The organism is Spirosoma sp. KNUC1025, assembly GCF_045160025.1.
Classification (GTDB): Bacteria; Bacteroidota; Bacteroidia; order Cytophagales; family Spirosomataceae; genus Spirosoma.
Genome location: NZ_CP087139.1, coordinates 800,424 through 815,512 on the forward strand (window position 1 = coordinate 800,424; position 15,089 = coordinate 815,512).

General features: G+C 46.8%; 10 protein-coding genes and 1 pseudogene. 9 read left to right on the top strand and 2 right to left on the bottom strand.

What is annotated here, in order from left to right; translation table 11 throughout:
• Window positions 1-336 precede the first annotated feature (336 nt).
• Entirely contained in the window at window positions 337-1,152 is an 816-nt protein-coding gene (locus LN737_RS03480) for an Fpg/Nei family DNA glycosylase (RefSeq protein WP_405516263.1), read from the top strand.
• Window positions 1,153-1,250: 98 nt separating this feature from the next.
• Window positions 1,251-2,111, top strand: a complete 861-nt coding sequence (locus LN737_RS03485; RefSeq protein ID WP_405516265.1) for a pirin family protein — start codon at window positions 1,251-1,253, stop codon at window positions 2,109-2,111.
• Window positions 2,112-2,193: 82 nt separating this feature from the next.
• Here the strand turns inward: LN737_RS03485 and LN737_RS03490 are convergent, their stop codons facing one another.
• Window positions 2,194-3,459 (bottom strand): DNA polymerase IV, encoded by a 1,266-nt coding sequence (locus tag LN737_RS03490; protein ID WP_405516266.1) that lies wholly within the window; start codon window positions 3,457-3,459, stop codon window positions 2,194-2,196.
• A 121-nt stretch (window positions 3,460-3,580) separates the two neighbouring features.
• On the opposite strand from LN737_RS03490, the gene LN737_RS03495 reads away from it, so the two are divergent.
• On the top strand, window positions 3,581-4,294 hold the full coding sequence (locus LN737_RS03495; RefSeq protein ID WP_405516268.1) for an XRE family transcriptional regulator: 714 nt from the start codon (window positions 3,581-3,583) through the stop codon (window positions 4,292-4,294).
• Window positions 4,295-4,344: 50 nt separating this feature from the next.
• Here the strand turns inward: LN737_RS03495 and LN737_RS03500 are convergent.
• Window positions 4,345-6,125 (bottom strand): annotated as a pseudogene (locus tag LN737_RS03500) (ABC transporter ATP-binding protein).
• Window positions 6,126-6,336: 211 nt separating this feature from the next.
• On the opposite strand from LN737_RS03500, the gene fusA reads away from it, so the two are divergent.
• The 6 genes from fusA (at window position 6,337) to dxs (ending at window position 15,015) form a co-directional block, all read left to right on the top strand.
• Window positions 6,337-8,454 (top strand): elongation factor G, encoded by a 2,118-nt coding sequence (gene fusA / locus LN737_RS03505; RefSeq protein ID WP_405516270.1) that lies wholly within the window; start codon window positions 6,337-6,339, stop codon window positions 8,452-8,454.
• 109 nt (window positions 8,455-8,563) lie between these two features.
• Entirely contained in the window at window positions 8,564-8,869 is a 306-nt protein-coding gene (gene rpsJ / locus LN737_RS03510; protein ID WP_190892748.1) for a 30S ribosomal protein S10, read from the top strand.
• 234 nt (window positions 8,870-9,103) lie between these two features.
• The gene (gene mutL, locus LN737_RS03515; RefSeq protein WP_405516273.1) at window positions 9,104-11,143 is read left to right on the top strand and encodes a DNA mismatch repair endonuclease MutL; all 2,040 of its coding nucleotides are present in this window, start codon (window positions 9,104-9,106) and stop codon (window positions 11,141-11,143) included.
• Between the two features lie 37 nt (window positions 11,144-11,180).
• The gene (locus tag LN737_RS03520; RefSeq protein WP_405516275.1) at window positions 11,181-11,960 is read left to right on the top strand and encodes a rhomboid family intramembrane serine protease; all 780 of its coding nucleotides are present in this window, start codon (window positions 11,181-11,183) and stop codon (window positions 11,958-11,960) included.
• Window positions 11,961-11,962: 2 nt separating this feature from the next.
• On the top strand, window positions 11,963-12,877 hold the full coding sequence (locus LN737_RS03525) for a rhomboid family intramembrane serine protease (RefSeq protein WP_405516276.1): 915 nt from the start codon (window positions 11,963-11,965) through the stop codon (window positions 12,875-12,877).
• A gap of 203 nt (window positions 12,878-13,080) precedes the next feature.
• Complete coding sequence (gene dxs, locus LN737_RS03530) at window positions 13,081-15,015, top strand: 1-deoxy-D-xylulose-5-phosphate synthase (protein WP_405516278.1); 1,935 nt, start codon at window positions 13,081-13,083, stop codon at window positions 15,013-15,015.
• Window positions 15,016-15,089 lie beyond the last annotated feature (74 nt).

The window sequence follows — 15,089 nt, forward strand, 5'->3', positions numbered from 1 at the left end:
ATGCACAAACTTTAGTAAAAACCGCGTAAGCGGTCGTGTAGAGGTTGTTACATCTGAAGTAAGGTTAAGAGAAATTTTCAGTGACAAAACAACGCCAACATCAAACAATATTCTCCAAACGATTGTTTTAACTGTTCTATTGTCATCTACAACTAATTTATTTGAAAAAAGGTTTACTACGGACCGTCTTGAGGCCTCCAAACCCCCTATTGACTATCAGCCTTTTACGCCGGATAATAAATACCTATTTTCTAATGAAGTTAGTACATGCATTTAGTAGCATTTGGCTAACCTACAGACATTTAATTGTGTTTATTTGTTAAACAAATCGTGTAAATGCCAGAACTGCCCGAGGTCGAAATTAGGCGTCAATATCTTGAAACCTCTTCATTAAATCAGCCAATTAATTACATTGAAGTTGAAGATAAAAAACTTCTGACAACAGAATATTCTTCCTTACTGGATGCATTGACCGGACGGCAGTTTACCAGTACGTATAGAGTCGGAAAAAACTTGTTCGTATTGACCGACAAACCCGGTATAATTGTTCATATGCACTTTGGTATGACGGGCGATCTGGAGTATTATCACTCCTCATTAGACAGGCCACGATTCGCCCGAATTGTCTTTGAATTCGCCAATGGGTTTAACCTCGGCTTCCTCTGCCCCCGCAAATTTGAACGTATTGGTTTGATTGATAGCATCGATGCCTTTTTACTACGAAAAAAAATCGGCCCCGATGCACTGGCCATCTCACTAACCGAACTGCGTGATCGTATCTGCCGGAAGAAAGCCTTGATCAAGTCTATCCTGCTCGATCAAAGTGTCGTAGCCGGGTTGGGCAACTGGATAGTCGATGAGGTTTTGTTTCAGGCATTTATCCATCCAGAACAGCGGGGCGATACGCTCACCGATTCCCAGTATAGCCAACTGCACGATGCCATATATCTTGTTCTTGAAACAGCTATCCGTTTCGAAGCAACGTACCGGGATTTCCCCAATAACTTTTTGATTCATGTACGTGAGTGGGATGATTCTCCTTATGATGACGTAGAGGCTCATAAGTTCTGTCCTCGCTGTGGCACTCGCATCGAACGTATCGTAGTGGGCGGACGAACCACTTTCTTCTGCCCGGAGGACCAGGTACTCTAGCCTCGGTTTTGTTTTACGCTGTACGATTGCCCCCATTCTATAAATTGAACTTGTTAGGAAATAGGTTGGTTTTAAAATTACATGTATCTACATGAATTATGAAAACACAACGGACAATTTCTGCTATACGTAATGCCACGCCAAATAATGTTGGTGATGGCTTTGTTGGTTTAAATGCCTTTCATCCACAGGGTTCACAGCCTTTTAGCCCATTCTTGCTTTTGGATCACCATGGCCCTATGGAGGTAAAGCCCTCAGAACGGCCAAGAGGTGTTGATGAGCATCCGCATCGTGGCTTTGAAACCGTAACCATTGTGTATGAGGGTGCGCTAGAACACCGCGATTCAGCAGGCAATTACGGCAAACTCTTCGCAGGCGATGTGCAGTGGATGACGGCGGCATCGGGTATTATTCACGAAGAAAAACATGAACGGGAATTTTCGCGCCGGGGTGGCCAGCTCGACTTCGTGCAGTTATGGGTCAATCTGCCCGCTAAAGACAAAATGAGTCCGCCCAAATATCAGGATATTGCCGCCACCCGTATTCCGACAATAACTTTGCCCAATGGAGGTAAATTGCGCGTCATAGCCGGTAAATTGGCCGATCAGACAGGTCCGGCACAAACGTTTAGCCCACTTATCGTTGCTGACCTTACATTGGCAGCCGATCAGTCAGAAACGATTACCATCCCGCCAACTTACACAGCAATGGTTTACGTGCTGAGCGGTTCAGCAACGCTCAATGGTGAATCACTGGTGCGTGGTCAGATCGCGCTGATTAATACGGATGGAGAGTCTGTACAGATTTCTACTGAACAAAATGCTAAACTGCTGATTCTAGCGGGAGAACCCATCCGGGAGCCGCTGGCTACGTATGGGCCCTTTGTGATGAACAGCCGCGAAGAACTAATCGAAGCGTTCAACGATTTTCAGTCAGGTAAAATGGGCGTATTAAACTAAAGATAGCTATCGATTCACTGGATTTGAGAGTTCTGCTGCTCAACATGCTCAGAATTATTGAATCTGGTGAATCGATACGTTCCTATAAATCCTTGATATTTCCAAAGCCAATTACGTCCCGATAAACAGGATTGTCGCGCAATTCAGTGGCTCGTACTAGTTTATCAGCGCCGAATTTTGTCTTCAGGTCGTAAAGCGTCTGTCGCAGTTTATCTTTTCGGGCACTATTGTCAAACAGACGTAAGGGTACAAGTTCGGACGGGATGAATCGAAAAACAACCACCGACATATTGCTCAGGTGTCTGTTCAGTACGGGTTCACAGCGATGAGCGGCCTGAAATTTCTCCAGTCGTTCCCGAATTATCTGGTACAGTTCCGGGCCATCCTGCTTCGGATCGGGAAAATGAGCTTCGTAATTATAGGTTTTACCCGTATGATAGCGACAGGAAAATGACATATCCTGACAGAAAATACCCTGACGCACCATTCGACGTTCCAGTGTCAGACAGAGTGATTGTAGCAGCTCATCCAGCCGTTCGGGCGTGTTACGTTGATCTGATGAAATCGTACGCATGGCCGACATGCTTTTGATCTTATCATTTGTGTCCAGGTCAACTTCACCCCCGAAATTCAGACGTAGATGCCAGTGCCAGCCAATGATACTTTTACACACATGTTGAAGGTGTTCTGGTGTAGCGTATCGTAACGCCAGGGGTGTAGTCACCCCACCCGCTTCCAGCCGCGCAGCCATTCGGTAACCAATGCCAGGCAGGTCGGTAAGTTTTAGCGAACATAGAACCTCATCTATAGTATCTGGGGTAATAACAGTCAACCCATCGGGCTTTTGTATATCGGAGGCCAGTTTAGCCAGAAAAACATTTGGCGCTATACCAATCGAGCAGCCTAGCCAATCACCAACTTTCTGTTTAATGGCCTGTTTGATAGCCATTGCTGCCTGCCTTACGTCTTTATAAACCAATTGATAATTTGTCAGATCGACAACGGCTTCGTCGATACTTTTCGGCACTACGTCCTCCGAGAACTCGCGAAGCACATCGATTATCTTGACATGATACTCCCGATACCGACCAGGATGGGTTTCAACAGGCACCAGGTCCGGACACAGGGCGATGGCCTCATCTAGCCGCATACCTGTTTTTACCCCCCGTATTTTGGCCTCTATGGATGGAGCAATAACGCAGCCCTGCCGCCCCGTATACACGCACACGCCTACAGGTCGACCGCGTAACCAGTAATTATCCTGTTGCTCACAGGAGGCAAAAAAACTGTTCATATCCACGAACAGCACCGTTGGCAGCGTGTGGATAGAGAGTCGGTTCCGGTTCATCAATTTTTGGCTAAGAACGTTGCTTTTTATATCAGCATTCGTCTGTATTTATTGTATATTTGCTGTAATACAAGCGCAATATATTTTAGTTGTATTATATCTGCTAATTATTTATCCGACAATGGCAGAAAAATGTTCAAAAAAAATCAACAGTACTGTGACGATTCAGGACCGACTCAAGCATGTTTTCGATGCGTTAGGCATTACTATTTATCAGATAGCCAAAGAGTTAGGCGAAAACCCGTCGAAGTTTTATAACATTCTGAACGGGAGGGCCAAGCCATCGTACGATACGATAATGAGCTTACTTGCCTGCTATCCACAGATCAGCGCCGACTACCTGATTCGGGGTATTACGCCTATTTTGAAATCGCCGGAGGCCAACGCTGTTCTGCTGAATGCCGACGATGAGACGGTGGAAATTCCCTTTGTACCCGTGAAGTTTTACGCAAGTTTTGTGGAAAGTTATGCCGATGGGATCAGCACGGCCGATACGGAATCATTTCGGGTACGTAAGACTATTACTAAAGGCCATAAACAAGCTGTTGTGCTGGAGATTTCGGGCAATAGCATGAGTCCACAGTTAGCACATGGCGCCAAAGTGCTGGCCGTACCTGTCAGCGAGAACAACTGGGAATATCAGTCAGGTGGCGTATATGCCGTTATGTACCGCGATTACTTCGTCGTGAAACGCATCCGTGACAATGAGCTTCTGACCCGAAAATACCTGACGCTTCACTCCGACAATCCGAACGGCGGCAACGTAACAGTGCCTCTACAGGACATTCGGGGGCTCTGGAAAATAGTCGCCATTGTAGAAGCACCGGTAGAGTAATCTATAGTTCATGGGTCATCAACGTTGATGACCCTATTTTTTGGCTGCGCCTAGGTCATCTCTTTCTGTTCCATAACATCTTTCTGGTGCGCCCACATATCCTGAAAAATAACGCTTCGATGGCGTAGGTCGGTGAAGCTCCCTTCATCCACGATTTTGCCGTCCTTCATGATATAGATATAATCGAACAAGGGTAGCAGATGTAGCCGGTGTAGTGTTGAAACCACCGCTTTATTGGCAAATTCACGTAGCAGCGACCGGTAAATGGCCAGCTCTGTTTTAGGATCTACACTACTGGTAGGTTCGTCCAGCAGGACAATCTCACTTGACCGAGCAGCCAGCACACCCCGCGCTAATGCCAACCGCTGCCGCTGCCCTCCCGACAGGTTTACGCCCTTTTCCTGAATATTGGTCTCCAGCCCATTGGGTAACTGCTTCACAACATCCTCGAACCGGGCTACCTGGCAAACATCTGCAATGGCTTCATCACCAAAAGGCAAACCAAGTGTAATGTTGTAGGCAATCGTGTTTTCAAAAATTTCCGGCTCCTGCGGAAACAAGGTTACTGTATTGGCAACAGCGTTTAAATCCGTATACACTTGCTCATCTGCCCGTACCGACAAACCAGGTTCAGGTAGATAAAGGCCCCGCAGCAGCGTAAGCAGTGTACTTTTACCCGAGCCACTTTCGCCAATAAACGCCACTCGTTTACCACGGCTTATACGAAGCCGGATATCATTCAGGTTAGACACTTTGCGGTCATCGCCTATGATTCGTCCGTGCGAGAAGTTAAGTCCTTCAATGAAAATGGTTTGCCAGTTATCAGGCAGCATGTCATGTTCGGGTCGTTCATGGCGCGCATAGGCTTCGCTGATGCTACGTGCTGTCTGTACATCGGTATTGTACTTAACGATTTCCGTGTATTGCCAGGCAACATCATGGAAAACACTGGTAAACTGGTTTACGTAACCCAGCAAGGTAACCAGGCCACCAATCAGAAAGACCTGTCCCGGAACGTAATGCTGATACACATAGCCTGTCGCCATAACAATGTATATCAAACTTACCAGCAGACTGGCCGCAAACCATTTCCATTCATTAATCCTGACCTGACGCATAAACGGTGGAAACACCGCAGCGATTTTACTGCCAAGACTAGCCTGAATACGCTCTTCGAGTCGCAGCGTAATAACCGTAATGATATTAGACAGGCTGTCGAAGAGCGTAGCCGATACGACGTGCTCCTGCTCGTTCGTTTCATCAAGAGCCTTTATAAACGGACGATCGAAACGCAGAATTACCCAAATTGTCAGGGCTCCCAGCAACACGCCCACTAAGCCAAACATGGGGGAGAAAAAAGCATTGCCCCAAATGAAAAGACGAATTTTGAAATGGCCTGAAGATAAATAAACCCATCCTGGAAAAACGTCTTAAGTGCATCGTACGCCTTGCGAATTCGGTTGATGGTAGCCCCGCTATGGTGATCTTTGTGCCAGCCGACAGGTAAGTGTAAAGTTTGGTGAAACAACTCATCCAGAAAATTCCGGCTCAGATTGAACGCCAGTCGTCGTTCCATTATCCGTGCTGGTCCATGAAAGGCCCATTCCAATACTTCCAAACCTACGTATCCACCGGCATAAAGCCATACCAATTTCAGGATAGCAGTATCCTGCCGCTGGAGTTCACCCACAAACCAGCCAAACAGCAACGGCCGTAATGCCGCTACCACATTGGCCATAATAAACAAACAATAAACAAGCACGTACTGCCGCTTTTCGTGCCGGGCATAGGTCCAGGCCGTTCGCAGTAAGGCTATGTACGGATTTTGCATGATTCCAAGTTACAGTCTCCTAAAACAAGACGTATTCTAGTCTTAAAATGGACAAAAAAGGAGAATAGTTTCTGCGATATTCTTTAACTTATCATTGCTTTTGTGATTGAAATTCAGTAATTTTGCGACCTGATTTATAGTGGGGTCATAAGCTGAACGTAATGGCCCTTCTTTCGAGTTTAGAAAAACATAACTTTCAGTATACAAGCTAATGGCTCGCGATTTAAATTTCACGAGAAACATCGGTATCGCTGCTCACATTGATGCGGGCAAGACGACCACAACCGAACGAATTCTCTATTACGCTGGGGTAAGCCACAAAATTGGTGAAGTGCACGATGGTGCCGCAACAATGGACTGGATGGAGCAGGAGCAGGAGCGGGGTATCACCATTACCTCTGCGGCTACAACTGTTGACTGGACCTACCGCGACAAAAAATACCACATCAACATCATCGATACCCCCGGACACGTTGACTTCACCGTTGAAGTAAACCGTTCGCTACGTGTTCTTGATGGACTGGTGTTCCTATTCAGTGCCGTTGATGGCGTTGAACCTCAGTCAGAAACCAACTGGCGTCTGGCTAACAATTACAACGTCGCTCGTCTGGGCTTCGTCAACAAAATGGACCGCTCTGGCGCCGACTTCCTGAACGTGTGTAAGCAGGTTAAGGAAATGCTGGGTAGCTACGCCGTTCCCCTTCAGTTGCCAATCGGCGAAGAAGATAACTTCAAAGGTGTAGTTGACCTGGTTAACTTCCGGGGTATCGTTTGGAATGAGTCGGATAAAGGCATGACATTCGAGGTTGTTCCTATCCCCGACGATATGCTTGACGAAGCTACCGAATGGCGTGAAAAACTGCTGGAAGCCGTCGCTGAATTCGACGACTCGCTGATGGAGAAGTATTTCGAAGATCCTGAGTCGATCACGGAAGACGAAATTCTGGCGGCTCTTCGTAAAGCAACCATCGCTATGAAAATTGTGCCGATGCTTTGCGGTTCGTCGTTCAAAAACAAAGGTGTACAAACCATGCTCGACTACGTAATGGCCCTGTTGCCATCACCGCTGGACAAAGAGAGCATTAAAGGTACCAACCCAAATACAGGTGAAGAAATTTCGCGTAAGCCATCTGTGTCGGAGCCATTCTCGGCGCTGGCGTTCAAGATTGCTACTGACCCTTACGTAGGTCGTCTGTGCTTTGTGCGCTCGTACTCGGGTGTGCTTGAATCAGGCTCTTACATCCTGAACAACCGTTCGGGTAACAAGGAGCGTATTTCGCGGATTTTCCAGATGCACGCCAACAAGCAGAATCAGATCGAACGGCTGGAAGCTGGTGACATCGGTGCTGTCGTTGGATTTAAAGACATCAAAACCGGCGATACGTTGTCGGATGAGAAAAACCCAATTGTACTGGAATCCATGGTATTCCCAGATCCAGTTATTGGGTACGCTATCGAGCCGAAGAAAACGGCTGATCAGGATAACTTCTCGAAAGCTATTGGTAAACTGATCGAAGAAGACCCAACTCTTAAAGTTGAGTCGAACGAAGAAACCGGCCAGACCATCATTCGTGGTATGGGTGAGCTTCACCTCGAAATCATTATTGACCGTATGCGTCGGGAATTCAAGGTTGAAGTGAACCAGGGTGCACCACAGGTAGCTTACAAAGAGAAGCTGACCAAGAGTGTCGAACACCGCGAAGTTTACAAAAAACAATCGGGTGGTCGTGGTAAGTTTGCTGATATCGTGTTTGAACTGGGGCCACGTGACCAGGAAGAAGATGGTACCATCAAACCAGGCCTGCAGTTTGTGAATGCAATTGTTGGTGGTGTTATTCCGAAAGAATTCATACAGCCTGTTCAAAAAGGCTTTGACGAATCGCTGAAGAACGGACCACTGGCTGGCTTCCCACTCGAAAGCATGAAAGTTCGTCTGTTCCACGGTTCGTATCACGATGTTGACTCCGATTCGCTGTCGTTTGAAATGGCGGCACGTCTGGGCTTCCGTGAAGCAGCTCGTCAGGCTGGTCCGAAATTGCTCGAACCAATCATGGCTGTTGAAGTTTTGACGCCAGAAGAATATACGGGTCCAATCACGGGTGACCTCAACCGCCGTCGGGGTGTGATGAAAGGCATGGATTCAAAAGCGGGATCGCAAGTGATCAAGGCCGACGTTCCGCTGTCAGAACTGTTTGGTTACGTAACGGATCTGCGAACGATGTCATCGGGTCGTGCTACGGCTAACCTGACATTCTCCCACTACGAAGTGGTTCCACAGAACATTTCGGATACGGTCGTTGCCAAAGAAAAAGGTACTGTGAAGGCGTAAGCCGTTTAGATATTGGGCAGTTGGTATTTTGACCAACTGCCCATTTTTTGTGCCGTCGGAGTAAATGGTTCTTTCGACAGGCATTTTCACTTAACGAACCACAAACACAATGAGCCAAAAAATTCGTATTAAGCTGAAGTCGTTCGACCATACATTGGTTGACAAGTCGGCCGAGAAAATCGTGAAAGCGGTTAAATCGACAGGTGCTATCGTAAGCGGACCTATCCCTCTGCCAACCAACAAAGAAATCTATACCGTTCTGCGGTCGCCCCACGTCAATAAAAAGGCGCGGGAACAGTTCCAGCTTTGCACCTATAAGCGTCTGGTAGATATCTATAGCAGCAGTGCCAAAACGGTCGACGCGTTGATGAAACTCGAACTACCGAGTGGTGTTGACGTAGAGATTAAAGTCTAACGGCAGCTTTTTAAAGGCTTTCCTGGCCACAAGTTTGAACTCTATGGGTTTCGAACTTGTGGCTTTTTTGTTAGCTGACCGGAAACGATTTTCGCTCGACAAGCCCGGTGCAGAATTCAGAATTCGAAACATGAAACAAGTTTATTCTATGTATGAATTATACGTTCATTCTATGGGTTATTTTTGTATATTGTAAATCACGGCCGACAGCCGTCTCGGGAGATTTAATCGGTTATGTTAAATATTATTCAGCTACTTCCTGACTCGATTGCCAACCAGATTGCGGCTGGGGAGGTAGTGCAGCGGCCAGCATCCGTAGTGAAAGAATTGCTGGAAAATTCTGTCGATGCGAGCGCTAAATCCATACAGGTCATCATCCGTGAAGCGGGACGTAATTTAATTCAGATCGTGGACGATGGCGCTGGTATGACCGAAACGGATGCCCGTATGAGTTTTGAGCGACACGCTACGTCCAAAATTCGTTCGTCGGATGATCTATTCCGCATCCGGACAATGGGTTTCCGCGGAGAAGCGCTGGCCTCTATTGCTGCTGTTGCTCAGGTGGAAATGCGCACACGCCGGGCAACAGATGAGTTGGGTACACTTATACGAATAGAAGGTTCCGATATTAAAGCGCAGGAGGCCATTTCCTGCCTGCCCGGAACGAACTTGCTGATCAAAAACCTGTTTTTCAACGTACCGGCCCGGCGGAATTTCCTGAAATCAAATTCAGTGGAAATGCGCCATATCATTGATGAATTTCAGCGAGTGGCGCTTGCCAATCCAGAAGTAGCTTTCTCACTATTTCACAACGATCAGGAAATTTATAACCTTCCTGCCGGAAAACTGAGCCGCCGAATCGTCGATATGTTTGGCAAGAGTTATCGCGAACAACTAAATCACTGCGAAGAACAGACGCCCTACGTAACGGTACGTGGTTATATCGGTAAGCCTGAATCAGCGAAAAAAGCGCGAAATGAGCAGTTTTTTTTCGTAAATAACCGCTACATCAAACATAATTATTTACACCACGCGGTCATAGGCGCCTATGAAGGTACCTTACCCGAAGGCAGTCATCCGTTTTACGTACTGTTTATTGACATTGATCCCTCACACATCGATATCAACATTCATCCGACTAAAACGGAAATAAAATTTGATGATGAGCGCTCGGTTTATGCCATTATGATGGCAGCCGTTCGGAAAGCCGTTGGGCTTTATAACCTGGCTCCGTCCCTCGATTTTGATTCTGATGTCAATTTTCTGTCGGGCGTTCGGCCCGGTGCATCGAAAGCGGCTACCGTAGAGACGCAGTCAGAACGTAGCGTGAGTTCTCCCCGCCCGATTACGCCTTCCTGGGCATCGAATGATAAACCTGTAGCCAGTTCGCCGGCAAGTGATCGGAAGCCGTTACGTACGGATGCCCTGGACAAAGCAGCGGGGCATAGTTTTGACATGCCTCCGAAATCGGAACCTCGCCCATCGGTCAATAACTGGCAAGTGTTGTATGACGGCCTTTCCGAAGCAGAGGCTTCGGTTCGTCCAACCGGCAACGCCGATGAAGGCGGTGACTGGTTGGGTCCCGAAAAGCATGAACCGCTATCCGCTCCTGCTGAATCTTCTTCAAACGAGCCAATTACGTTAGGGAGCCGCGCCAATCAGTTGCAGGTAAGTCTGGAACAATCTGAACAGGACGTACCCGTATTGGTTGATGATGACAATATTGTCCAGCTACAAAATCGTTACCTACTTGCACCTATCAAGTCAGGAATGATGCTTATCGATCAACGACGTGCTTACGAACGGATTTTGTATGAGCAGTTTCATACAGCGTTGACAACGCGGAACGGAGCCTCTCAACAACTCCTGTTTCCTAAAACCATTACGTTGATGCCCATTGATTTTCAGCTGGCTCTGGAATTGCGCGAAGATCTGATGAACCTTGGCTTTGAATTTGATGAGTTGGGTACCAATACATTTGTCATTCGGGGCGTTCCTACACTAACTATGGGTGAAAATGAAGAAGAATTATTTGCCAACCTGTTGGCGCAGCTACGTGCCGACACAGGTCGATTGAAATTAGATAAGATTGAATCAATGGCCAGATCACTGGCTCGTCGTTCGGCGATTCGGCATACGAGCCGTTTGAGTGCTACCGAACGCCGTGCCCTGGTCGATCAATTGTTTGCTTCAACCAATCCAAGTTATACGCCAACGGGCGATCCGATAACCGTTGTTTTGACGTTGGATAAAATTGCTGGACTTTTTCGCTGATAATTAAGTTAATCAGCCTAAATTAGTTGATATTAAAATGTTTAACCTTACCCCGGTAGTTCGAGTTTTACTGATTATAAACGTAGTGGTCTTTCTGTTCACGAATGATTTCATTATTGAGCAGTTTGGCCTTCATTCGTTTCTATCTGATAAATTCAATCCAATTCAGTTATTAACGCACATGTTTCTGCACGGTGGTTTCAACCATATATTCAGTAACATGATTGGATTGGTCGTTTTTGGCCCCATGTTGGAGACATTCTGGGGTCCGCGTCGGTTTACGTTTTTTTACTTTTTTTGCGGTTTAGGGGCTGCGCTATTATTCTCAGGCGTAAACTATTTTGAGATGCACGACGTATATGAGTCAGTTCAGACGTATCGCGTCAGCCCCGGGTATGAGAATTTTTCGGCGTTTGTCGATCAGCATGCGAGTTCGTTTTATGATCGTCTGGTACCGTTTCTGAATCAATTTAAAAACTATCCGAACGATAGTAAAAACATACAGGATAGCATAACCATTGCGAATCGAATTTTGTCGAGTCAGATCGATGAGCCGATGGTTGGCGCTTCAGGCGCGATTTTTGGAGTAATAATGGGATTTGGGCTATTGTTTCCGAACACTCAGTTATTTTTATTGTTTCCACCTATACCGATTAAAGCTAAGTACCTCGTTATTTTCTACGGAGCCTTTGAGCTTTATTCAGGAGTTTATCGGGCACAGGTTGACAATGTTGCTCATTTTGCCCACATCGGCGGTATGATATTTGCATTTATATTGGTAAAATACTGGGGGTCCCAGCGAAAAACATTTTATTAGTGATGAGCGGCTTGTTCGATGATTTTCGGAGCGAATTCAATAAGCCCAACAATACGTTGGTGCAATTGATATTAGTCAACATTGTTGTATTTCTGGTGCTGCTGGTCGCCAAAGTGAGTCTGACGATAGGTGAACATACAGAATGGTACGATCTTATGCGCGACCAGCTGATGATGCCTGGTCAGATCAACGCGTTTTTACATAAACCCTGGACTTTATTTACCTACTTCTTTACGCATGATGAGATTTTTCATATTCTCTACAACATGTTGTTTTTATACTGGTTTGGCCGCCTGATTGATGAATACCTGGGCAATCGCCGGCTCATCGGTTTATACATCATGGGTGGTATAGCCGGTGGGCTGTTGTTCCTGGCTATGTACAACCTGGTACCTTATTTTCAACGGGATACACGACCAATGCTTGGCGCGTCGGCAGCGGCTTTTTCGGTTGCCGTTGGAGCCGCCACATTACTGCCGAACTATACATTCCATCTTCTATTTTTTGGACCGGTACGTATCAAATTCATTGTTTTCTTTTTTATTATTCTTTCGGTTGCTCAAACGGCCGGCCTGAACGCAGGTGGTAACCTGGCTCATTTGGGCGGTGCACTGATGGGCTTTGCCTATGTAAAACTGTTGCAGAACGGCACAGACCTGGGCCGACCAATCTACTGGCTGGCCGACGGGTGGAGCAGCCTCCTCCGGCCTAAGCCTGCAGTGAAAGTGTCGTACCGGCAACGTAGCAGCGCCAGTACACAAGCCACTTCATACGTGTCTTCATCGGGCCCCGCTTCGATGTCGACACCCGACCAAGATGAAGTTGATACGATTCTGGATAAAATATCCCGCTCTGGCTACGAAAGCCTGACCCGCGAAGAGAAGCAGAAACTTTTCCGGGCCAGTCAGCGAAACTAGCTTAATTGATACGTCTGTTCTTTCAAAAATCTAAGCCTCTGTCGTCTACGTATATGTGTAGGCACACAGAGGCTTAGATTTTTTATAAATGTCGAAAAATTGTAGTAGCTTCGTTCTTTGATCACAATGGGCGAATTACAGTACACAAAATAACATTGTAGATAATACGTGTGTTGTAAGACAGACGCTTAGCTGTTACCATCATGCTAATTACCCCCGGCGGCCTGTTGGCCACTATCAATACTCCAGACGATCTTCGTAAACTCGATAAATCCCGCCTGCCCCAACTTGCCGATGAACTCCGTCAATTCATTATTGACGATGTATCCGTCTATGGAGGTCACTTCGGTGCCAGCCTTGGCGTCGTTGAATTAACGATTGCGTTGCACTACGTATTTAATACACCCGATGATCAGTTAATCTGGGATGTTGGTCATCAGGCCTACGGCCACAAAATTCTGACTGGCCGGCGCGATAGATTTCACACCAATCGGTTTTATAAAGGGCTATCTGGTTTCCCGAAACGGAAAGAGAGTGAGTACGATGCCTTTGGTGTCGGACACTCTTCTACGTCAATATCGGCAGCCTTAGGTATGGCGGTGGCGTCACAATTGCAGGGTAATCTGAAGCGGAACCATATCGCTGTTATTGGCGATGGCGCGCTTACAGCCGGTGAAGCCTTTGAAGGCATGAATCATGCAGGTGCCACGGACAGCAACTTATTGATCGTTCTGAACGACAATTGCATGAGCATTGACCCAAATGTGGGCGCGCTACGTGAATACCTGACAGACATTACTACATCGCACACCTACAACAAGGTGAAAGATGAAATCTGGAATTTACTGGGCAAAATGGATAAACTGGGCAAAACCGCCCAGGAACTGGTTTCTCAGGTACAATCCGGTATAAAAAGCTCACTGCTTGAGCAAAGCAACCTGTTTGAGTCGCTGCATCTACGTTATTTTGGTCCGATTGATGGGCACGATATCGATCATTTGGTCAGCGTTTTGGATGACCTTAAACATATTCCCGGCCCGAAATTACTGCACATCCTTACGGTAAAGGGCAAAGGTTATGGACCCGCTGAAAAAGATCAGACCAAATGGCATGCACCCGGTTTGTTTGACAAGGTAACGGGTGTTATTCACAAGAAAATATACGATACGCCCCAACCCCCGAAGTATCAGGACGTTTTCGGCAATACATTAGTTGAATTAGCTGAGCAAAATCCTCGTATTGTTGGCGTAACGCCTGCTATGCCTTCGGGCTCATCGATGAACATCATGATGAAGGCAATGCCGAAACGGGCTTTTGATGTAGGTATTGCCGAGCAGCATGCTGTTACGTTCTCTGCAGGTATGGCTACGCTTGGTGAAGTGGTTTTCTGCAATATCTATTCAACCTTTATGCAGCGGGCCTATGACCAGGTCATCCACGACGTCTGTATTCAGGAGCTCCCGGTTATTTTTTGCCTCGACCGCGCAGGATTTGCCGGAGCCGACGGACCCACCCATCATGGCGCTTACGATTTAGCTTATATGCGGTGCATTCCGAATATGATTGTAGCCGCACCGATGAATGAGCAGGAACTACGTAATATGATGTATACTGCTCAGTCGGACGACGTTCAGCAGGGTAAGCAGGCGTTCACCATCCGCTATCCACGGGGTGAGGGCGTTATGCCGAACTGGCGAACACCCCTCGAAAAGCAGGAAATCGGCAAGGGAAGACTAATCGCCGACGGAGAAAACGTAGCGATTCTAACCATCGGCCATATTGGTAATTATGCGGTGCAGGCTCGTGAACTATTGGCAAGGGAAGGTATCCAGCCGGCTCATTTCGATATGCGCTATGTAAAACCGCTTGACGAGGAACTGCTTCACCAGATTTTTAGCCGTTTTGATCGGGTATTAACGGTTGAAGATGGTTGTATTATGGGTGGGTTTGGCAGCGCTATACTTGAGTTCATGGCGAATCATGGCTACATGGCCCGTGTCAAACGCTTAGGTATTCCGGATGCCGTGATCGAACACGGTGAACAGATCGAATTGCAGCGCGAATGCGGTTTCGATCCACAAGGTATTGCTAGTGCTGTTCGTGATCTGTTATTTACAGGACGGCCCGTACTGGCTTAGATTTATAATGGATATTGTTTAAGAAGCCTGACTAATAGGTACTCACCTGTTAAATCGTTCTTACTCATTATCCA